General features: G+C 70.9%; 20 protein-coding genes and 2 riboswitches. Of the genes, 7 read left to right on the top strand and 13 right to left on the bottom strand.

Annotated features, from left to right (window positions below):
• Positions 1-14: 14 nt before the first annotated feature.
• A complete protein-coding gene (gene mnmA / locus AC07FT_RS13685) occupies positions 15-1,172 on the bottom strand; it encodes a tRNA 2-thiouridine(34) synthase MnmA (protein ID WP_479176403.1) in 1,158 nt (385 codons plus the stop codon).
• Positions 1,173-1,308: 136 nt separating this feature from the next.
• Between mnmA and AC07FT_RS13680 the strand changes: the two genes are divergently transcribed.
• Positions 1,309-2,034, top strand: a complete 726-nt coding sequence (locus tag AC07FT_RS13680; RefSeq protein ID WP_479176402.1) for an N-acetylmuramoyl-L-alanine amidase — start codon at positions 1,309-1,311, stop codon at positions 2,032-2,034.
• Between the two features lie 67 nt (positions 2,035-2,101).
• Here AC07FT_RS13680 and AC07FT_RS13675 read toward each other — a convergent pair whose 3' ends face one another.
• Positions 2,102-3,271 (bottom strand): cysteine desulfurase family protein, encoded by a 1,170-nt coding sequence (locus AC07FT_RS13675; protein ID WP_479176401.1) that lies wholly within the window; start codon positions 3,269-3,271, stop codon positions 2,102-2,104.
• A 122-nt stretch (positions 3,272-3,393) separates the two neighbouring features.
• Between AC07FT_RS13675 and AC07FT_RS13670 the strand changes: the two genes are divergently transcribed.
• The gene (locus AC07FT_RS13670; protein WP_479176400.1) at positions 3,394-4,254 is read left to right on the top strand and encodes an alpha/beta fold hydrolase; all 861 of its coding nucleotides are present in this window, start codon (positions 3,394-3,396) and stop codon (positions 4,252-4,254) included.
• 116 nt (positions 4,255-4,370) lie between these two features.
• The gene (locus AC07FT_RS13665; protein ID WP_479176399.1) at positions 4,371-4,958 is read left to right on the top strand and encodes a TIGR03086 family metal-binding protein; all 588 of its coding nucleotides are present in this window, start codon (positions 4,371-4,373) and stop codon (positions 4,956-4,958) included.
• Between the two features lie 46 nt (positions 4,959-5,004).
• Here the strand turns inward: AC07FT_RS13665 and AC07FT_RS13660 are convergent, their stop codons facing one another.
• The 11 genes from AC07FT_RS13660 to AC07FT_RS13610 form a co-directional block, all read right to left on the bottom strand.
• On the bottom strand, positions 5,005-5,898 hold the full coding sequence (locus AC07FT_RS13660) for an SRPBCC family protein (protein WP_479176398.1): 894 nt from the start codon (positions 5,896-5,898) through the stop codon (positions 5,005-5,007).
• Complete coding sequence (locus AC07FT_RS13655) at positions 5,895-6,266, bottom strand: ArsR/SmtB family transcription factor (RefSeq protein ID WP_432013490.1); 372 nt, start codon at positions 6,264-6,266, stop codon at positions 5,895-5,897. Before AC07FT_RS13655 ends, AC07FT_RS13660 begins: the two co-directional genes overlap by 4 nt.
• Before the next feature lie 58 nt (positions 6,267-6,324).
• Entirely contained in the window at positions 6,325-6,984 is a 660-nt protein-coding gene (locus AC07FT_RS13650) for a trimeric intracellular cation channel family protein (protein WP_431775015.1), read from the bottom strand.
• A gap of 63 nt (positions 6,985-7,047) precedes the next feature.
• Positions 7,048-8,124: an ABC transporter ATP-binding protein gene (locus AC07FT_RS13645; protein WP_479176397.1), complete on the bottom strand. Its 1,077-nt coding sequence runs from the start codon at positions 8,122-8,124 to the stop codon at positions 7,048-7,050.
• A 20-nt stretch (positions 8,125-8,144) separates the two neighbouring features.
• Entirely contained in the window at positions 8,145-9,287 is a 1,143-nt protein-coding gene (locus AC07FT_RS13640) for an ABC transporter ATP-binding protein (protein ID WP_471204602.1), read from the bottom strand.
• Positions 9,284-10,258 (bottom strand): ABC transporter permease, encoded by a 975-nt coding sequence (locus AC07FT_RS13635; RefSeq protein ID WP_431775012.1) that lies wholly within the window; start codon positions 10,256-10,258, stop codon positions 9,284-9,286. Before AC07FT_RS13635 ends, AC07FT_RS13640 begins: the two co-directional genes overlap by 4 nt.
• A gap of 153 nt (positions 10,259-10,411) precedes the next feature.
• On the bottom strand, positions 10,412-12,175 hold the full coding sequence (locus AC07FT_RS13630; RefSeq protein ID WP_479176396.1) for an ABC transporter substrate-binding protein: 1,764 nt from the start codon (positions 12,173-12,175) through the stop codon (positions 10,412-10,414).
• Positions 12,176-12,302: 127 nt separating this feature from the next.
• Positions 12,303-13,307, bottom strand: a complete 1,005-nt coding sequence (locus AC07FT_RS13625; protein WP_471204608.1) for an ABC transporter permease — start codon at positions 13,305-13,307, stop codon at positions 12,303-12,305.
• Positions 13,308-13,711: 404 nt separating this feature from the next.
• The gene (locus tag AC07FT_RS13620) at positions 13,712-14,506 is read right to left on the bottom strand and encodes an enhanced serine sensitivity protein SseB C-terminal domain-containing protein (protein WP_471204610.1); all 795 of its coding nucleotides are present in this window, start codon (positions 14,504-14,506) and stop codon (positions 13,712-13,714) included.
• A gap of 111 nt (positions 14,507-14,617) precedes the next feature.
• Positions 14,618-15,412 (bottom strand): enhanced serine sensitivity protein SseB, encoded by a 795-nt coding sequence (locus AC07FT_RS13615; RefSeq protein ID WP_479176395.1) that lies wholly within the window; start codon positions 15,410-15,412, stop codon positions 14,618-14,620.
• A 265-nt stretch (positions 15,413-15,677) separates the two neighbouring features.
• Positions 15,678-16,433, bottom strand: coding sequence for an AAA family ATPase (locus tag AC07FT_RS13610; protein WP_479176394.1), 756 nt, complete (start codon positions 16,431-16,433; stop codon positions 15,678-15,680).
• Between the two features lie 150 nt (positions 16,434-16,583).
• A riboswitch (glycine riboswitch) is annotated at positions 16,584-16,692 on the top strand.
• Positions 16,693-16,800, top strand: a riboswitch (glycine riboswitch). It abuts the riboswitch before it with no gap.
• Between the two features lie 54 nt (positions 16,801-16,854).
• On the opposite strand from AC07FT_RS13610, the gene gcvT reads away from it, so the two are divergent.
• The 4 genes from gcvT (at position 16,855) to AC07FT_RS13590 (ending at position 21,244) form a co-directional block, all read left to right on the top strand.
• Positions 16,855-17,982: a glycine cleavage system aminomethyltransferase GcvT gene (gcvT, locus tag AC07FT_RS13605; protein WP_479176393.1), complete on the top strand. Its 1,128-nt coding sequence runs from the start codon at positions 16,855-16,857 to the stop codon at positions 17,980-17,982.
• A gap of 128 nt (positions 17,983-18,110) precedes the next feature.
• Positions 18,111-18,488, top strand: a complete 378-nt coding sequence (gcvH, locus tag AC07FT_RS13600) for a glycine cleavage system protein GcvH (protein ID WP_471204618.1) — start codon at positions 18,111-18,113, stop codon at positions 18,486-18,488.
• Between the two features lie 23 nt (positions 18,489-18,511).
• On the top strand, positions 18,512-19,777 hold the full coding sequence (gene glyA / locus AC07FT_RS13595) for a serine hydroxymethyltransferase (RefSeq protein WP_471204620.1): 1,266 nt from the start codon (positions 18,512-18,514) through the stop codon (positions 19,775-19,777).
• Positions 19,778-19,861: 84 nt separating this feature from the next.
• Complete coding sequence (locus AC07FT_RS13590) at positions 19,862-21,244, top strand: L-serine ammonia-lyase (RefSeq protein WP_471204621.1); 1,383 nt, start codon at positions 19,862-19,864, stop codon at positions 21,242-21,244.
• The last annotated feature ends 11 nt before the right edge of the window (positions 21,245-21,255 follow it).

The following is a 21,255-nucleotide window of genomic DNA, read 5'->3' as shown; positions in this document are numbered from 1 at the left end:
GTGGGCCGCCCGTCCTACGCCTGTGGAACGGCCGCGGGCACCCGCTCGGTGGTGGCGATGGTGGCCGAGCCCACGACCCGGGTGCCGTCGTAGAGCACGATGGCCTGGCCGGGGGCGACGCCCCGGACCGGCTCGGTGAAGGCCACCCGCAGCTCACCGCCGTCGGTCGGCTCCGCGGTGACCTCGGTCTCACCGCCGTGGGCGCGCAGCTGGGCGGTGTAGTGTCCGGGACCGCTCGGCGGGGTGCCGCACCAGCGCGGCTTGATCGCGGTGAGCGCGGCGACGTCCAGGGAGGCGGCGGGGCCCACGGTGACCGTGTTGTTCACCGGGGAGATGTCCAGGACGTAGCGCGGCTTGCCGTCGGGCGCCGGGTGGCCGATGCGCAGCCCCTTGCGCTGGCCGATGGTGAAGCCGTAGGCGCCCTCGTGGGTGCCCAGCTTGTGGCCCTGCTCATCGACGATGTCGCCCTCGGCGGTGCCCAGGTGGCGCGCGAGGAAGCCCTGGGTGTCACCGTCCGCGATGAAGCAGATGTCATGGCTGTCGGGCTTCTTGGCGACGGCGAGCCCCCGGCGCTCGGCCTCCGCACGGATCTCGTCCTTGGTGGTCAGGGTGTCCCCGAGGGGGAACATGGCGTGGGCGAGCTGGCGCTCGTCCAGCACCCCGAGCACATAGGACTGGTCCTTGGCCATGTCGCTGGCGCGGTGCAGTTCGCGGGAGCCGTCCTCGTGGCACACCACGGTGGCGTAGTGGCCGGTGCACACCGCGTCGAAGCCGAGCGCGAGCGCCTTGTCCAGCAGCGCGGCGAACTTGATCTTCTCGTTGCAGCGCAGACAGGGGTTGGGCGTGCGCCCCGCCTCGTACTCGGCGATGAAGTCCTCGACCACGTCCTCGCGGAACCGCTCGGCGAGGTCCCACACGTAGAAGGGGATGCCGATCACATCGGCCGCGCGCCGGGCATCGCGCGAGTCCTCGATGGTGCAGCAGCCCCGCGCGCCGGTGCGGAAGGACTGTGGATTGGCGGAGAGCGCGAGGTGGACGCCGGTCACGTCGTGGCCCGCCTCGGCCGCGCGCGCCGCGGCGACCGCGGAGTCCACACCGCCGGACATGGCGGCGAGGACGCGCAGGCGACGGCCGTCGCGGGGACCTGTGGGCGCACCGGGGAAGTCAGTCATAACCCCTCCAGGGTAGGCCCTGCCCCGGTGTGGCCCCCGCGCGGAGCGGACGCCGCCGCCACGGCCTCCGGCAGTGATCCGCCAGTGATCCCCGCGCCCTGGAACCGTGCCGCGCCCTCCGTGCGTTGAGCGGACCGTGAGCGAGAGCACAGGCGGGACCCCCACATCCGGCGGGCGCCGCCGGATCAGCAGGCGCACCGTGCTGCTCGGCGGCACGGCGGCCGGGCTGACCACGGCCGGAGTCGTCGGGTATGCGGCCCGGGAGGACCTGGAGCGGCTGTGGTGGCGGCTGCCCGGGGTGGACCAGGACCGCGTGGCGGGGGCGGTCGACCACCCGGGCGCGGAGTGGGTCGCGGCCTCGGGGTCGAACTGGCGCCGGGCGGACCGGCCGTACGACTACACCGTGGACCGGGTGGTGATCCATGTGGTGCAGGGCGGTTTCGACGACGCCCTGAAGGCCTTCCGCGATCCCGGACACCGCGCCGCGGCGCACTACGTGGTGCGCCGCGACGGCCATGTCGCACAGACCGTCCGGGAGCTGGACGTGGCGTTCCACGCGGGCGACCGGCCGTTCAACGAGCGCAGTGTCGGCATAGAGCACGAGGGGTTCGTCAGCCGGCCGAGCTCTTTCACGGACGCGATGTACCGCTCCTCGGCCGAGCTGACCGCCGCGATCTGCGAGCGCTACGGGATACCGAGGGACCGGAAGCACATCGTGGGCCATGTGGAGGTGCCGGGCACCGACCACACCGATCCGGGGACCTGGTGGGACTGGGACCGCTATCTGCGGCTGGTGCGGGCGGTGCCGCCGGGCGGGCGGCGGTCCGGGAGCGGTGGCCGGGGCGGTCAGCGCTCGCCGTAGTGCATTTCCATCGTCCGGGAATTCGGCATTCCTGGTGACCCGGAAAGCGGTGAGCCCCGGTACGGACTCAGCTCAGTCCCGCTCCGCGCGCCCGCTCCACCGCCGGGCCGATCGCCTCCGCCACCGCGTCCACATCGGCCTTGGTCGAGGTGTGGCCGAAGGAGAAGCGCAGGGTGCCGCGGGCGAGGTCGGCGTCGGTCCCGGTGGCCAGCACCACATGGCTGGGCTGGGCGATCCCGGCCGTACAGGCGGAGCCCGTCGAGCATTCGATGCCCTGCGCGTCCAGCAGCAGGAGCAGTGAATCGCCCTCGCAGCCGGGGAAGGAGAAGTGGGCGTTGGCCGGGAGACGGCCCGCGGGATCGGGGTCACCGCCGAGGACGGCGTCGGGCACGGCGGCGCGGACGGCGGCGATCAGCGCGTCGCGCAGCGCGCCGACCTCCCGCGCGAACTCCTCGCGGTGCGCGGCGGCATGGGCACCGGCGACGGCGAACGAGGCGATGGCCGGGGCGTCCAGGGTGCCGGAGCGCACCTGGCGTTCCTGGCCGCCGCCGTGCAGCACCGGCACCGGGGTGTGCTCACGGCCGAGCAGCAGCGCGCCGATACCGTACGGACCGCCGATCTTGTGGCCGCTGACGGTCATCGCGGCCAGCCCCGAGGCGGCGAAGTCCACCTCCAGCTGGCCGAACGCCTGGACCGCGTCGGCGTGCAGCGGTACGCCGGACTCGGCGGCCACCTCGGCCAGTTCCCGGACCGGCTGGACCGTGCCGATCTCGTTGTTGGCCCACATGACGGTCGCCAGGGCGACGCTCGCCGGGTCACCGGCGATGGCCTCGCGCAGCGCCTCGGGACTCACCCGTCCCAGTGCGTCGACCGGCAGCCATTCCACCCGCGCGCCCTCGTGCTCGGCCAGCCAGTCCACCGCGTCGAGGACGGCGTGGTGCTCGACGGGGCTGGCGAGCACCCGGGTGCGGGCGGGGTCGGCGTCCCGGCGGGACCAGTAGAGCCCCTTGACCGCGAGGTTGTCGGCCTCGGTCCCGCCCGAGGTGAAGACCACCTCGCTCGGGCGGGCACCCAGCGAGGCGGCGAGGGACTCCCGGGACTCCTCGACGGTACGGCGGGCCCGCCGTCCCGCGGCGTGCAGCGAGGAGGCGTTGCCCGTGACGGCGAGCTGGGCGGTCAGCGCCCGCACCGCCTCCGGCAGCATCGGGGTGGTGGCGGCGTGGTCGAGGTAAACCATGGTGGCCCCGATTCTACGAGCCGGGGCGGGGGCGCGTGCCGGGCGCGTGGGCGTAGATCCGGTGCGCCGGCCGTGAGAACACCCCTCGACATCACCTGTAAGGAGTGTTTAGCATTTTACTCATGACAGAACGCTGGGACCTCGACCGCACGTACCGCGCCGCCTCCGGTGAGGTGCGCTGGGCCGCCCTCGGACCGCCGGACGCACCCCCGGTCGTCCTCCTGCACGGCACCCCGTTCTCCTCCTACGTCTGGCGCGGCGCCGCCCGCGCCCTGGCCGTGCGCCACCGCGTCCACGTCTGGGACATGCCGGGCTACGGCGCCTCCGGGAAGCACGAGGGCCAGGACGTCTCGCTGGCCGCCCAGGGCCGGGTCCTCACCGAGCTGCTCGACCACTGGGGGCTGACCGCGCCCGGCTCCGAACCGGCCGTCGTGGCCCATGACTTCGGCGGCTGTGTGGCGCTGCGCGCCCATCTGCTGCACGGGGCGCGCTACCGCCGGCTCGCCCTGGTCGACGCCCTCGCCCTCGCCCCCTGGGGCTCCCCCGCCTACCGGCTGATCCAGGAGCACCACCAGGTCTTCGAGCGGCTGCCCTCCGCGCTGCACCGGGGAATGGTCCGCGAGTACATCCGGTCGGGGAGCGCGACGGGACTCCATCCGGCGGTGCTGGAGCGGATCGTCGACACCTGGTGCGGCGCGGACGGACAGCCCGCCTTCTACCGCCAGATCGCCCAGAACGACCAGCGGTTCACCGATGAGATCGAGCACCGCTACGGCGAGCTGGACCTGCCGGTCCTGGTCTGCTGGGGCACCGAGGACACCTGGATCCCGGCCGGACGGGCGCATGAACTGGCCGCCCGTATCCCCGGCGCGCAGCTGCGGCTGATCGAGGGGGCGGGCCACCTGGTCCAGGAGGACGCCCCGGCCGAGCTGACCGCCGTACTCCTCGGCTTCCTCGACGGCCCCCGCGCGGGAGCACTCTGACGGCGGGCCCGGGAACGCCGCGGCGACGGGAAGAAGATCCGCAGGAAAACCTGACGGCAGATGTCAACTTAACGCGGAAAGCTCCCTCCCGATCCCGACGAACGGAAAGGGTCCTCATGGACGCCGCACAGCCCCTGCCCGACCCGCGCCCCTACTACGAGCGCGCCGCCGACCAGATGGCCGCGCTGATCGACCGGGCCGGCAAGGAATCCCTGGACCGGCCGACCCCCTGCAGCGAGTACGACGTCCGGGGCCTGGTCTCCCATGTCATCGGCGGTACCCGGCTCTTCGTGGCGGTGGGCGAGCACGGTGCCGCGCCGGGCGCCTCCGACGAGGCGCCGGACGTCGCCGACGACGGGCTGGCCGAGGCGTACGCCACCGAGCGCCGCAAGCTGGCGGCGGCCTGGGCCGACGACACCAAGCTGGAGACGGTGGTCACCGTGCCGTGGGGCACGATGCCCGGCCGGTACGCCCTCAGCGGTTCGGTGATGGAGACGGTGATGCACTCCTGGGACCTGTCCCGGGCGCTCGGCGACCCGATGCCGCTGGACCAGGAGCTGGCCGCGTTCGCGCTGGTTACCGCCCGGCAGGCACTTCCGCCCGAGGGGCGCGAGGGCATGCCCTTCGGTCCGGTGGTGCCGGTGGACCCGGCGGAGTCCGACGCCTACGTCCAGCTCGCGGGCTGGCTCGGCCGCACCCCGTAGCGCCCCGCCCGGACCACGGGCCTACGCGGCGGCCCGGTCCGCCGCGTCAGCCCGGCATCCGCAGCAGTTTCGCCGCGAGCAGCGCGATGTGGTGGCGCCAGGCGGTGAGCGCCTCGGCCCGCCGCTCCGCGCCCGCCTCGGCGGGGCCGGTCTGGGTGAGGATCAGCCGCGCACCGTGGCCGGTGCCCTGGGTCAGCTCCCAGCGCACCCGGCCGGCGGGGCGGCCGTCCAGCTCCCAGTCGTAGGAGAGCACCCGGGGCGCCTCGACCTCGGTCACCGGTCCGGCCGGTACCGCGTCCACGCGGAACCCGAGGGGCACCGGTCCGCCGACGACGGGCGCCCCGGCCCCGGTCCCGGCGGGGCCGGGCCGTCCGGCCAGCGCCTGCCACGCCGTCTCGGCGGGACGCACCAGCTGGCGCTCGAAGCGCAGCCGCCAGCCACCGCCCTCGGCGGTCTCCACCGCCCCCTCGGCCAGGCCGAACGCCTCGATGTACCGCTCGTGCAGCTCGGCCATATCGCCGTGGGCCGTCTCGGCGCCGTCCAGCAGGGCCGCGAGCCCGGTGAGACAGGCGTGCCAGCCGGAAGCGAAGCTGGCCGCCCCGAACCGGTCGCCGAAGGTGTGGGTGAGGGTCAGCACACAGCCGTCGCCGTCGGGCCGCAGCTCCCAGCGGAGCTGGTCGTCGCCCCAGGTGAAGGCGAAGACCCGGGGCGGATCCAGCTCGGTGACCGTGCCGTCCATGTCCGGGCCCTCGCGGCCGGGGAAGACGAAGCCCATCTTCCCGCCGACCCGCAGGTCCACCCGGACCTCGGAGGGGAACCAGCGGGCCAGCTGGGCGGGCTCGGTCAGCGCCCGCCAGACCTTCTCCGGGGGATGGGCGATCCACCGCTCCAGCCGCAGGGCGGAGCGGCCGCCGCCGTCCTGGCCGAGTGTGTCCTTCATGGCTCTTCTCCCTCGGGGGCGTCTGGGGCATCGGGGACGGGGCCGGCGGGGGCGGCGGCACCGTCGGGCAGGCCGTCGAGGTGCCGTTCGAGCGCGTCCAGACGGCCGGTCCACAGCCGCCGGTAGGGCGCCAGCCAGGCGTCCACCTCGGCCAGCGGCTCCGGGCACAGCTCGTACCACCGGCGCTGGGCGTCCCGGCGGACCCGCACCAGACCGGCTTCGCGCAGCACCCGCAGATGCTTGGAGGTGCCCGGCTGAGTCAGACCCAGCTCCTCGGTCAGCTCACCGACCAGCCGGGGCCGCTCCAGCAGGAGGTCCAGGATCTGCCGTCGGCTCGGCTCCGCGAGCACGTCGAACGGTATGGCCATACCCCGAACATACGCCGAGGGCTATATAACCGCAACGGAATACAGAGTCCCGCGCGTGTCAGACTTCCTCGGCCGCGGTGCTGCGCCGGTTCCAGGCGCGCGGCGCGCGCCAGCCGAACCGCATCGCCAGCAGCCGCACGATGAACGCCGTGGTGGCGGCGAGCGCGCTGGTGGCCCCGGTCAGTACGTCGAAGTGGATGAGCAGCGCCGCGATCGACGAGCCCACGATGGCGGGGACGGCGTAGAGGTCGCGGTCCCAGCGCAGCAGTGAGGGCACCTCATGGGCCAATATGTCGCGCAGCACTCCGCCGCCGACCGCCGTGGCCATGCCGAGGGTGACGGACGAGGTGAGCCCCAGCCCGTGGTCATGCGCCTTCATCGTGCCCATCACACAGAACAGCCCGAGCCCGGCGGCGTCGAAGACACCCACCGCCGCCGTGATCCGCTCGACCTCGGGGTGGAGGAAGAAGACGATCAGGGTCGCGACCAGCGGGGTGAGGAAGTAGCCGAGGTCGGTGAAGGCGATCGGCGGCACCGCGCCGATCACCAGGTCCCGGAACACCCCGCCGCCCAGCGCCGTGACCTCCGCGAGCACTGCCATGCCGAAGACATCGAAGTTCTTCCGGACGCCCAGCAGGGCGCCGGATATCGCGAAGACGAAGATCCCGACCAGCTCGAACGCATGCTGGAGGGAGGGGGTGAACAGTTCGATGAGCACGCGACATTCTTACCTGTCGGTCAGACCGGCCGACGCGCCCGAGGCCGCCACCCCCGCCCCGTCTCAGCTGTCGGTCTTCTTCGTCACCTTCCGTGCCGTCTCGGCGGCGGCCTTCTCCTGGGGCACCTGGTCGGGCGCGTTCTCCGGGTGGTGGCAGGCCACCCGGTGCCCGGTCTGCAGCGCCACCAGCGGCGGCTCCTGCCTCTTGCACACCTCGGTCGCCTTCCAGCAGCGGGTGTGGAAGCGGCAGCCGGACGGCGGCGAGATCGGCGAGGGGACGTCGCCCTTGAGCAGGATCCGCTCCCGCTTGGCCCGCCGCTTGGGGTCGGGCACCGGCACCGCGGAGAGCAGCGCCTTGGTGTACGGGTGCATGGGGGACTCGTAGAGCGCTTGGCGGTCCGCCAGCTCGACGATCTTCCCCAGGTACATCACCGCGATCCGGTCCGAGACGTGCCGGATCACCGACAGGTCATGGGCGATGATCACGTAGGTGAGCCCCAGCTCGTCCTGGAGGTCGTCCAGCAGGTTGACCACCTGCGCCTGGATGGAGACGTCCAGCGCGGAGACCGGCTCGTCGGCCACGACCAGCTTGGGCTTGAGGGCCAGCGCCCGTGCGATGCCGATGCGCTGCCGCTGACCGCCGGAGAACTCGTGCGGATAGCGGTTGTAGTGCTCGGGGTTGAGACCGACCAGCTCCAGCAGCCGCTGGACCTCCGCCTTGGTCCCGCCCTCGGGCTTGACGCCCTGGAGCCGGAAGGGGGCGCCCACGATCGCGCCCACCGTGTGCCGGGGGTTCAGCGAGGAGTACGGGTCCTGGAAGATCATCTGGACGTCACGGCGCATCGGGCGCATCGCGGCGGTGCCCAGGTGGGTGATGTCCTCGCCCTCGAACTCGATCTTCCCGGAGGTGGGCTCCAGCAGCCGGGTGACCAGCCGCCCCATGGTGGACTTGCCGCAGCCGGACTCGCCCACCACGCCCAGGGTCTCCCCCGGCCGCACATCGAAGTCGAGACCGTCGACCGCCTGCACCGCACCGGCCTGCCGTTGCAGCAGCCCCTTCTTGATGGGGAAGTGCTTGACCAGGTTCGACACCTTGAGCAGGGGCTCGGGCGTCGTGGTCGCCTGCTCCGGGTCGGTCATCTTCGGATCCTTCGTGTCCGTCACAGCTTCGGCGCAATCTCTTCGGTCCAGATCCGCGTACGGTCCTCCTGCGCCATGTGGCAGGCGCTGAAGTGGCCCTCGGTCCCGGCCACCAGCGCCAGCTCCGGCCGCTCGGTGCGGGTGATCCCGTCCCGGGGCACATCGGCGTACGGGCAGCGCGGGTTGAAGGCACAGCCGGACGGCACATTGATCAGGCTGGGCGGGGAGCCCTTGACCGGGATCAGCCGTTCGGTCTGGTCACGGTCGATCCGGGGCATCGAGCCCAGCAGCCCCCAGGTGTACGGGTGCTGGGGCTCGTAGAAGACCTTCTCGGCCGGACCGCGCTCGACACAGCGGCCGCCGTACATCACCAGCAGCTCGTCGGCGAGTTCGGCGACGACGCCCAGGTCGTGGGTGATGATGATGACCGCGGAACCGAACTCCTTCTGCAGATCGCGGATCAGATCCAGGATCTGCGCCTGGACGGTGACGTCCAGGGCGGTGGTCGGCTCGTCCGCGATCAGCAGCTCGGGGTTGTTGACCAGCGACATCGCGATCATCGCGCGCTGGCGCATCCCGCCGGAGAACTCGTGCGGATAGCTGTCCGCACGCTTGTCCGGCTGCGGGATGCCCACCCGGTCCAGCAGTTCGACCGCGCGCTTGCGCGCCACGTCCTTGCTGACGTCGTGGTGGACCCGGTACGCCTCCACGATCTGCTTGCCGATCGTGTAGTACGGGTGCAGCGCGGACAGCGGATCCTGGAAGATCATCGACATCTCGCGGCCGCGCAGCTTGCGCACCTCGTCCGGGTCGGCGCCCAGCAGCTCCTGGCCGTTGAGCCAGATCTCCCCGGAGATCCGGGCCTTGCGGCGGCCGTACTGCCCCGCGGTGTGCAGCCCCATGATGCCGAGCGAGGTGACGGACTTGCCGGAGCCGGACTCACCGACGATACCGAGCGTCCGGCCCTTCTCCAGCCGGAAGCTGAGTCCGTCCACGGACTTGACCAGACCGTCGTCGGTCGGGAAGTGGACCCGCAGATCGCGCACTTCGAGGAAGGCGGTGGGGGCGGGCGAACCCGCCGCGGCCACCTCCCCGACGGCGGCGGACTCGGGGGCCGCCACCGCGCCGGACTCCGGCGTCCCGGATTTGTTCAAGTCGGTCATCCGAGCCTCACTCGCGGGTCGATGACGGCGTACAGCAGGTCCACGACGAGGTTGGCGACCACGATGCACAGCGCGGCGATCAGGGTCACCCCGAGGATCACCGGGAGGTCCTTGTCGCTGATCGCGTTCACCGCGAGCCGGCCGAGACCCGGCAGGTTGTAGGTGGTCTCGGTGAGGACCGCGCCGCCGAGCAGCGCGCCGAGGTCCAGGCCGAGCAGGGTGAGGATGGGCGTCCAGGTGGACCGCATCGCGTGCCGCCCGATGACCACCCGTTCCCGCAGGCCCTTGGCGCGGGCGGTACGGATGTAGTCCTCGCCCATGATCTCCAGCATGGTGGCCCGGGTGAGCCGGGCGTACATCGCCGCGTAGAGGAAGGCGAGGGTGATCCAGGGCAGGATCAGACTCTCGAACCACATACCGGGGTCGTCGCCGAGCCCCTTGTAGTCCACGTCCACCCACTTCAGCTGGTAACTGAAGATGGCCAGCGAGAGCAGACCGGTGAAGTAGATCGGCAGCGAGACACCGGCCAGGGCGACGGTCATCGCCGAGCGGTCCCACAGGGTGCCGCGGCGCAGCGCGGAGACCACACCGGTGGCGACACCGCCGACGACCCACAGCAGACAGGCCCCCGCGGCGAGCGAGAGGGTGACCGGCATGGCGTCGGTCAGCTGCGGCCACACCGCCTGCTCGGTGCGGAAGGAGTACCCGAAGCAGGGCGCGGGGCAGTGGGTGACGTCCGCGCCGTTGGCGTAGTCGCGGCCGACGAACAGGCCCTGGACGAAGTGCCAGAACTGCACCAGCAGCGGATCACCGAGCTCCAGCTTCTTCCTGATGCCCTCGATCGCCTCCGGGTCGGCCTGTTTGCCGACGAAGAGGAGTGCCGGGTCGGAACCGGCCCACTTGGGGATCACGAAGAAGATGGCGAAGGTCGTCAGGGTGACGACCAGCAGCATCATGACGACGGCGAACAAGCGCCGGATGACATAAGCAAGCACTGTGCGCGGCCCGGCGGCGGTCCGGGCGCCCCCTCGTGGGGAGCTCCCGGACCGCCACGCGCGGCCATCACCTGCCCTTCGGGCCTATCGGGTGCGGCGACGGTGGGGTGGAGGATCGCAGACGGACCGTCACTTGACCCCGAGGGAGACGTAGTCGTAACGGCCGTTGTACGCCGCCGACGTGTAGGCGTTGGTCAGACGCGAGCTGCGCCAGGTGATGTTCTTCTCGTAGATGAACGGCAGCTGCACCGCCAGGTCGGCGACCTTGTGGTTCATCTTCTTGTAGATCTCACCGGCCTTGACCGGGTCGGTCTCCTTGAGCGCCTCGTCGAAGTACCCGTTGATCTCCGGGTTGTCGGTCTCGGAGACGTTGTAGTTACCCGTCTGCTCGATGAAGCGACCGTCGATCAGCGGCTGCGAGAAGCCCTGGCCGGTCGGGAAGTCCGGACCCCAACCGGTCATCGACAGACCGTAGTTGCGCTTCTTCATCACCGACGGGGAGCCGGTGATGCTGGCGGACGAGGCGCCCTCGATGGGCTCGACCTCCAGCTTGATGCCGACCTTGCCCAGCGACTCCTGGAGCGACTCGGCGGCTTCGACCTCACCGGGCTGGTCGTTGCGGGCCACGATGTTGGCCGAGAAGCCGTCCGGCTTGCCGCACTGCTTCAGCTCGGCCTTGGCCTTGGCCTTGTCCGGCCGGCCACCGCGCTTGAGGACGCCGTACGGGTCGTAGTCGTCCGCGCCCTTGATGCTCTTGGGGAGCATGTTGGTCGCGATCTCACCACCGGCCTGCGGGCCGCCACGGCTGGTCTGGAGCGACTTGTAGTCGGCTCCGTACATGACCGCCTTGCGGCAGTGGATGTTGTCGAACGGCTTGACCTTGGTGGCCATGTCGACGTACCGGATGAAGCTGGTCTCGATGTTGTCGACGTTGCCCTTGTGCTGCTTGAGCGCGGTGGTGCGACCGGACTGGGTCATACCGGTGGCGCTCAGGAAGACGTCGTAGTCGCCCTTGACCAGGAGCTTGTCGATCGCCTCAAGGTTGGAGTTGAAGGTGACCGTGACCTTGTCCGGCAGCGCGGCGCGGACCGGGTCGGTCTTCCGGTCCCACTTGGGGTTGCGGACCAGGGCGGCGCTCTTGCCGGGCGAGTACGAGGTGAACTTGTACGGGCCGGAGGAGAAGGGCCGGTTGGTGTACTTGGCGCCGGTGTCCTTGGACGCCTTCACCGGCGAGCCGGTCGGCATCGCGAGCATCTGCTCGAAGTCACCGTTGGGCTTGGCGAGGTTGAAGACGATGGTCTTGTCGTCCGGCGTCTCTATCGCCTTCAGGCCCAGCTTGTCCTTGGCCTTGTCCTTGTACGGACCGGGGTACTCACCCTTGGGGTCCAGCACCTGGCGCAGGTAGCTGGGGCCGCCGGAGACGACGTCCTTGGCCCAGATGCGCTCGATGCCGTACTTGACGTCCTTGGAGGTGATGGCGGAGCCGTCCTCCCAGCTGACGCCGTCACGCAGGGTGTAGGTGTACTTCTTGCCGCCATCGGAGATCTTGGCCGTGGAGGTGGCCAGGTCCGGGACCAGCTCGTTGGCGGCCTCGCCCGGCTTGGGCGCGTAGGTGATCAGTTGGCGCGCGTAGAAGCGGGAGAAGTCCCAGGCGAAACCGTAGTACTGACGCTGCGGGTCCAGGGAGTCGAAGTCCTGCTTGTTGATGAACTTCAGGGTGCCGCCCTTCTTGGACGACTTGTTGGCAACGCCCTTCATCGCGGCGTTGAAACCGGCCCCCGAACCACTCTCGTCATCGGATCCGCCGCCGCAGGCCGCCGTGGCCAGGAGGGCGCAGACGACGGCCGTCGCACCGGCGATCCGCCTGCTTCTCGGCGAACGTAGGGGATTCATAGTTGCTGCAACCTCCGGGATAGCGGTCCTTGGCATGGCGCCGGGGAGTGATCGGATAGCCGCCTGACAGATGAGGCAGGGGGACATTCGTCTGGGTGCGCCCGGACCGGAGCCGGGTGTGTCACCGTCATCGGGTGCCCTTCGGGTCGAGGGCGTCGCGGACGCCGTCGCCGAAGAGGTTGAAGGCCAGCACCGTGATGAAGATCGCCGCACCGGGGATGATCATGAACATCGGATCGTCCTCGTAGGTGCCCACGGCCTTGGAGAGCATCTGCCCCCAGGACGCGGTCGGCGGCTTGACGCCCGCCCCGAGGAAGCTGAGCGCCGCCTCGGTGAGGATGTTGGTGGGGATCATCAACGTCGTGTAGACGGTGATCGGCGCCACCAGGTTGGGCAGCAGTTCACGGAAGAGGATGTAGCGCCGGCCGGCGCCCAGGCTCCGTGCGGCCTCGACGTATTCCTTCTCGCGCAGCGAGAGGGTCTGGCCGCGCACGATCCGGCCGACGTACGGCCAGCCGAAGAAGCCGATCACCGAGACCAGGATGGTGATGCGCACCCCGCTGCCGGTCAGTCCCAGCAGGTCGTTCGGGAGCACCGACACCAGGGAGATGATGAAGAGCAGCTGCGGGAAGGCCAGCAGCATGTCCATCGTGCGGCTGATGACCGTGTCCACCCAGCCACCGAAATATCCGGCGATGATGCCGAACACGGTGCCCAGGACCACGGCGACGACCGCCGCCAGGAAGGCCACCAGCAGCGAGATCCGCGCCCCGTAGACCACCCGGCTGAACACGTCGCGGCCGTTGGAGGGCTCGACACCGAAGAGGAAGTCGGAGCTCATACCGCCCCAGTCACCCTTGGGGGTGCCGAACAGCGGGTCGATCTTCTCCTGATGGAACTCGTTCGGCGGATGGCCGAGCAGACTCACGATCAGCGGCGCGAAGATGGCCACGAGCACCAGCAGGACGACAACGGCTCCACCGGCCAGCGCCAGCTTGTCCCGCTTCAGCCGCATCCAGGCGATCTGCCGCAGCGATCTGCCCTCGACCGATGCCTTGACTACATTCGCCGCTACATCGGCAGTCGCGACCGGCTCCGCCTCCGCGCTCGTGCCGTGCAATGGTGCCGTCATCGTGGTGGGGACCCCTTCTCGACCGGCGGTGACCGGCCCACGACTCGCCGCTGTGGCGGCTTCGTTCACAACCTGGAGAAAGTCAGGCTCGTGGTCGGAACCTTTCCTGAAGGGGCTCTACGCGCAGAACCGCACCCCTTGGAGCGGGAGTCTTCATCGCGCTTGTGATCAGCCGCCAGACCCCACGGGCAATGGATGCCTAACCGTGATGTGGGGCACACAGTTCCGGTATACGGACAGTCGTGGTGCGAGAGCGAGGCAGCAACGGGGGCCCGCTATGGGGGTTTCGACCGGATACAGGCGATGTGCGCCTCCGGACGTGCCGGGGCTGCGCGCCCCGGCGGGCCAGGGTCAAACCTTGGTAAACGAACGGGTCATGGCCGGTTCAGCCGGCGGGACGCCGATCAGTACGCGGGGCGCGGGGGCGGATAGCCATAGCCGTAGGACGGGGCGGCGGGCGCCGCGCCGTAGGCGTCCCGGTCGAAGAACGGACGGGCGTTGGCCCGCATCCACAGGGCGACCGGGTCATAGGCGTCGGAGAGCGCGACGGTGGAGACCGGCAGCCCGTCCGGCACCGCGCCGACCGACTGCTCCATCATCGCCCGTACCGACTGCACGGCCGGACCGCTGGTGTCGTACAGATCCAGGCCGATGGCCAGATACGGCGCACCCAGCGCGGGCTGCACCCAGGCCCTGCGCAGCGACCGCACCGCGGCGGTGCGATGCGCGTTCTGCCCCAACAGGGCGTAGAACTGGGGGATGTCGATACCGGGGTCGGACACCCGCAGCGGCCCCGCGGGCAGCCGGTCCAGACCACCGGCGATCCGGCGCAGATCGAGCCAGGGGATACCCACACCGCCACCGGGCGCATGCGGATTCAGCCACAGGCCGTAGCGGTCGCGGTAGAGGGAGTCGGCGATCAGACGGCCGTCCACCACCTCATGGGCACGGTTCCAGCCACTGGCGGCCAGCTCCTGGGCGGAGGTCACACACGGGGCGTAGCCGAGGCCCTTCACGTCCATGTTGCCGTACTGGGCGTCGGAGGCGCCGGGCGAGCCGTGCCACAGCAGCATCCAGACCTGACCCTCGGCGAGGGCATGCAGCAGCGCCTCATAGGCGTCGTACCGGCCAGGAGCGACCTGTTGCAGCGTCCGCTCCACCTGACCGGCGGCCGCCCCCCACTCCGCGCCCGCGCTCACCTGGGTCCGCCCCTCTCTCGGCTGTGCCCCGTACCTCAGCGGGACGCGTGGGTGCGTCCCGCCTGGTCATCAAACCAGCTTACGGGCCACGGCTGAGGGCCCTGGGATGAGTCAGAGGTCACGGTCGTAGAACGGGCGCACCCGTTCCAGCATCCAGTCCGCGACCGGGTCCTGTGCGACGTCCAGCAGAACGAGCTGCACGGTCCAGGGGAGCGGTATCGTGCCGAGCGCCCGCCCGAGCGCGTCCACCGCGAGCGCCTGACCCTCCGGGCCGGGTACGTCGAGCTCGATACCGACGAAGAGGGCGGGCGGGTCCCCCTCGACGCTGGCCAGGGCGCGCCGGGCGGTGCGTATCCCCTTGTCCTTGGCGAACTCGATCCCGGCGGCGGCCAGGAAGTCGACCGGTTCTTCCTGCCAGTCGGGTTCGAAGAGCCGCACCCGGCCGCCGGAGGCCGGACCGTCCAGCGCGGAGCGGCCGCTACGGCACAATTCGGCCACCGCGGCAGGCGGCAGTGGTACGCCCACCGCGCCACCGGGGTTCACCGCGATGCCCAGCTGGGGCGGCAGCCCGCGGGCGAACTCCACGGCGGGGGCGACGGTGAACGACATATGGCCGCCGACGATCTGGAGGAACTGCTGCTCGGAGCTGAACACCGGGACATACGCGGCGCCTTGGATCTCCATGGTCGGCAGGTCGAGCCCACGGCTGTCCGGACCCCCGCCGTTCGGCAGCGGAACCCAGACATGGCTGCGGCCGAGCACCTCGACGATGCGGGGTCCGGCTCCGGGGACCTCGACAGAGGCGGCCAGCACCTCTTCGAGCTCGTTGCCGGGGAACGCGGGCACAGTGCTGTCGGGGAATCCTCCGTGAGCCGGTGGGAGACCGTGCTGCTCCGGGATGCTCATCTCTTTCAACCGCCATCTCGTCCGAACTGCCCCAGAAGCCTAACCTCTGGGCGCCGCAAGGCCATGGGGCACGTCGTCATCTCCACACCACATCCCCACCTCGGTGCGGTGCGCGGTGTCCGGACAGCGCTCGGCGTGCGCTCGGGGCGCACTCGAATCCGGCTCGCACCCCGTGCGTATCCCGTTCGCATCCCGACGGATCCCGTGCGCATCCCGCCCGCCGGGCGCGCGATGTCCTCCCGCCTCCCCCGCAGGGGACGCCGCGTCACTCGAAGGAGATGCCGCGCAGCGCGCTGGTCGCCTCCCGGTCCAGCAACACCACCGAGGCGCAGCCCGCCGGCGGCCGTCCCGCCTCCACCCCGGCGACCAGCCGCCGCACCGCGCGGCGGTGCCGTCCGAAGGCGTACCCCGAGACCCCGCGGCCCCGGGCGGCCTGTCCCTCCAGGGCCAGCCCGGGGTCCACGTCCAGCAGGACCATATGGAGCCGCCGCCCCCGGCGCCGGGTGTCCCGGGCCAGCCAGCGGCGGACCCAGGGCAGCGCGCCGCAGTCGTGCACCACCACACTGGCGTCCGAGCGCAGCGCGCGGCGCAGCCCGGCGTAGTGGGCGCACCGGACCAGCGGCCGGTAGAGCGCGTAGGGCAGCCAGCCCGGCAGCCGCCGCTGCCACGCCTCGCGCATGTCCTGGGAATCGATCCGGACCACCGCGCCGCCCTCGTCGTCCAGCGGGGCGACCGTCCGGTGGATCAGTGTGGTCTTGCCGCTGCCCGGCAGCCCGGAGGCGACCAGTACGTCATGGGCCGGATAGCGCAGCTCGGGCACGGCCGCGCCGCCGTCCCGCGGCGCCGTCCCGGCCGCTTCGGCACCTCTGCCACCGCCGGTGTCCTCGCCACGGTCACCGCCCGTGCGCAGATCGTGCACCACGGCCCTGCGCCCCGGCCGGACCGGCCCGGCGGACGGCGCGCGTCCGCGCCGCACCGGCAGGGGCCCACATGACGTCGTAAACGTTCCCTGCCCATGCACCGTGATCGTCCTCCCAGGTCGGTCACTGCGGCTCGTACCCGAAGAGTGTCAAGAAAAGGTAATGTCCATCAAGGCGCTCACGTCACGGACCGGGGGTTCCCTTCTCGCCAGTACGTGCGATGATGGCCGCGCAACTCCATACCGGCCGCTTGAATCCGCGCGGGAGAGTCCTGGGTCAAACCGGCAGCAGCCGAGGCCCGGGCGCCGAAGGAGCAAGTCCTCCCTTGAATCTCTCAGGCCCCGATACCGCGCGGGCGAGGCAGATCTGAAAAGCGAGCCGCTGTGCGTGGCTCCACCCAAGGTGCAAGCCGGACCCCATGCGGGCGTCACGGCGAACCTCTCAGGTTCCGATGACAGATGGGGAGGACGTTTTCCGCGTCCTTGATGTCCCAGCCACGATTCTGATCTTGGAGCCTGAATCATGACCGACGCCCCGACCGCGCCACGCCGCACCGCGCTGGACGCGCTGCACCGTGCGCTCGGCGCCACCATGACCGACTTCGCCGGCTGGGACATGCCGCTGCGCTACGGCAGCGAACGCGATGAGCACAACGCGGTGCGCACCCGCGCCGGGCTCTTCGACCTCTCCCACATGGGTGAGATCACCCTCACCGGACCGCAGGCCGGTCAGGCCCTGGACCACGCCCTGGTCGGACATCTGTCGGCGCTCGCCGTGGGCCGGGCCCGCTACACCATGATCTGTGACGCCGAGGGCGGCATCCTCGACGACCTGATCGTCTACCGCCTCGGCGACGAGGAGTTCATGGTGGTGGCCAACGCCTCCAACGCCCAGGTGGTGCTGGACGCGCTGGAGCAGCGGGCGGCGGGCTTCGACGCCGCCGTCCGGGACGACCGCGCGGCGTACGCGCTGATCGCGGTCCAGGGTCCGGAGTCCCCCGGCATCCTCAAGAGCCTGACCGACGCCGACCTGGACAACCTGAAGTACTACGCCGGGCTGCCGGGCACCGTCGCGGGCGTCCCCGCGCTGATCGCCCGCACCGGGTACACCGGTGAGGACGGCTTCGAGCTGTTCGTCGCGCCGGGCGACGCCGAGCGGCTGTGGCAGGCGCTGACCGAGGCGGGCGCCCCGGTGGGCCTGATCCCCTGCGGGCTCTCCTGCCGCGACACCCTGCGGCTGGAGGCGGGGATGCCGCTGTACGGCCATGAGCTGACCACCTCCACGACCCCCTTCGACGCCGGGCTCGGCCGGGTGGTGAAGTTCGAGAAGGACGGGGACTTCGTCGGGCGCGAGCCGCTCCGGGCCGCGGCGGGCAGGGCCGAGAGCGAGCCGCCGCGCAAGCTGGTCGGGCTGATCGCGTCGGGCCGCCGGGTGCCGCGCGCCGGTTATCCCGTGGTGGGCCCGGACGGCGCGGTGATCGGTGAGGTCACCTCGGGTGCCCCCTCCCCCACGCTCGGCAAGCCCATCGCCATCGCCTACGTGGACGCGGAGCACGCGAAGCCCGGCACCGAGGGCGTGACCGTCGACATCCGCGGTACCCGTGAGCCGTACGAGGTCGTCGCGCTCCCCTTCTACCGGCGCGAGCGCTGACCGCGCCGGTAGCAGCCCCCTTAAGGGGCGCGGCGGCCCCGGCGCCATCGGCCCCGTAGCACGCCCACCCCGTCCCATCAGCCAAGACCCGTTCCTCATCACTGCCTCGCATCCAGGAGAATCGGACCATGAGCAACCCCCAGCAGCTGCGCTACAGCAAGGAGCACGAGTGGCTGACGGCCGCTGACGACGGTGTGTCGACGATCGGTATCACCGAGTTCGCGGCCAACTCGCTCGGCGATGTCGTCTACGTCCAGCTTCCGGAGGTGGGTGCCACCGTCACCGCCGGTGAGAGCTGTGGCGAGCTGGAGTCCACGAAGTCGGTGAGCGACCTGTACGCACCGGTCTCCGGAGAGGTCACCGAGATCAACGAGGATGTCGTGAACGACCCGGCGCTGGTGAACTCCGCCCCCTTCGAGGGCGGCTGGCTGTTCAAGGTGAGGGTGACGGACGAGCCGGACGACCTGCTCTCCGCCGATGACTACACCTCCTTCTGCGAAAACTGACCCTCCTCTCGATCGGGACCCTGATGTCGCTTCTCAACAGCTCCCTTCATGAGCTCGACCCGGACGTCGCCGCCGCCGTCGACGCCGAGCTCCACCGCCAGCAGTCCACCCTGGAGATGATCGCCTCGGAGAACTTCGCTCCGGTGGCGGTCATGGAGGCCCAGGGTTCGGTCCTGACCAACAAGTACGCCGAGGGCTACCCCGGCCGCCGCTACTACGGCGGCTGTGAGCACGTCGACGTGGTCGAGCAGATCGCCATCGACCGGGTGAAGGAGCTCTTCGGCGCCGAGGCGGCCAATGTGCAGCCGCACTCGGGCGCGCAGGCCAACGCGGCCGCCATGTTCGCGCTGCTCTCCCCCGGCGACACCATCCTGGGACTGAACCTGGCCCACGGCGGCCATCTCACCCACGGGATGAAGATCAACTTCTCCGGCAAGCTCTACAACGTGGTGCCCTACCACGTGGACCCGCAGACCGGCCTGGTCGACATGGACGAGGTCGAGCGGCTGGCCAAGGAGCACAACCCCAAGCTGGTGATCGCGGGCTGGTCGGCCTACCCGCGCCAGCTGGACTTCCCCGCCTTCCGGCGGATCGCCGACGAGGTCGGCGCCTACCTGATGGTGGACATGGCCCACTTCGCGGGCCTGGTGGCGGCCGGGCTGCACCCCTCGCCCGTGCCGCACGCCCATGTGGTGACCACCACGACCCACAAGACCCTGGGCGGCCCCCGCGGCGGAGTGATCCTCTCGACGCAGGAGCTGGCCAAGAAGATCAACTCCGCGGTCTTCCCCGGTCAGCAGGGCGGTCCGCTGGAGCATGTCATCGCGGCCAAGGCGGTGTCCTTCAAGGTCGCCGCGGGCTCGGCCTTCAAGGAGCGCCAGGAGCGCACCCTGGAGGGCTCCCGGATCCTCGCGGAGCGGCTGACCCGTCCCGACGTCACCGAGGTGGGCGTCTCCGTCCTGTCCGGCGGCACCGACGTCCACCTGGTCCTGGTCGACCTGCGCGACTCCGAGCTGGACGGCCGGCAGGCCGAGGACCGGCTCCACGAGGTCGGCATCACCGTCAACCGCAACGCCGTCCCCAATGACCCCCGGCCCCCGATGGTCACCTCGGGTCTGCGGATCGGCACCCCGGCGCTGGCCACCCGCGGCTTCACCACCGACGACTTCCACGAGGTCGCCGATGTGATCGCCGAGACGCTGAAGCCGTCGTACGACGCCGAGGCGCTCAAGGCACGGGTCACCGCGCTGGCCGACAAGCACCCGCTCTACCCGGGCCTGGGCAAGTAACAGGACCGGCCGTGGGGGGCGCCGCACCCGGCGCCCCCCGCACCGCACCACCGCACGCCCCCGTGCAGACAAAGGAGTTCACCGGTGGCCATCTCCGTATTCGATCTGTTCTCGATCGGCATCGGCCCCTCCAGCTCGCATACGGTCGGACCGATGCGAGCGGCGCGGATGTTCGTCCGCCGTCTGAAGAACGAGGGCCTGCTCGCCCACACCACCTCCGTACGCGCCGAGCTCTTCGGCTCGCTGGGCGCCACCGGTCACGGCCACGGCACCCCGAAGGCCGTACTGCTCGGCCTCGAGGGCCACTCGCCGCGCACCGTGGACGTGGAGACCGCCGACGACCAGGTGGAGCGCATCCGCACCACCAAGCGGCTGCGCCTGCTGGAGGCCGAGATCGGCCCCGGCCACGAGATCGACTTCGATGAGTCCTCGCAGCTGGTGCTGCACCGCCGCCGCTCGCTGCCGTACCACGCCAACGGCATGACCCTCCAGGCGTACGACGCCGAGGGCGTCCCGCTGCTGGAGAAGACCTACTACTCGGTCGGCGGCGGTTTCGTCGTCGACGAGGACGCGGTCGGCGAGGACCGCATCAAGCTCGACGACACCGAGCTGACCCACCCCTTCCGTACCGGTGACGAACTGCTGCGGCTCTCCCGCGAGACCGGTCTGTCCATCTCCGCGCTGATGATGGAGAACGAGAAGGCGTGGCGCACCGAGGCGGAGATCCGCGCGGGGCTGCTGGAGATCTGGGAGGTCATGCAGTCCTGTGTCGGCCGCGGGCTGTCCCGCGAGGGCATCCTCCCCGGCGGCCTCAAGGTCCGCCGCCGCGCCGCCAACGCCGCCCGCGCGCTGCGCGCCGAGAGCGACCGGCACGCCCACGCGATGGAGTGGGTCACCCTCTACGCGATGGCGGTCAACGAGGAGAACGCGGCGGGCGGCCGCGTGGTCACCGCCCCCACCAACGGCGCGGCGGGCATCATCCCCGCCGTCCTCCACTACTACGTGAACTTCGTCCCCGGCGCGGACGAGGAGGGCGTCATCCGCTTCCTGCTGGCCGCGGGCGCGATCGGCATGCTCTTCAAGGAGAACGCCTCCATCTCCGGCGCCGAGGTCGGCTGCCAGGGCGAGGTCGGCTCCGCCTGCTCCATGGCCGCGGGCGGCCTCGCCGAGGTCCTCGGCGGCTCCGCCGAACAGGTCGAGAACGCCGCCGAGATCGGTATGGAACACAACCTCGGCCTCACCTGCGACCCCGTCGGCGGCCTGGTCCAGATCCCCTGCATCGAGCGCAACGGCATGGCCTCGGTCAAGGCCGTCACCGCCGCCCGGATGGCCCTCCGCGGCGACGGCCGCCACCATGTCTCCCTCGACAAGGTCATCAAGACCATGAAGGAGACCGGCGCCGATATGAAGGTCAAGTACAAGGAGACGGCGCGGGGCGGGCTCGCGGTGAACGTCATCGAGTGCTGAGGGACGGTCGG

Source organism: Streptomyces sp. NPDC045899 (assembly GCF_056431485.1).
Note: the sequence above shows the minus strand (reverse complement) of the source record. Positions and strands in the feature narration are given on the sequence as shown.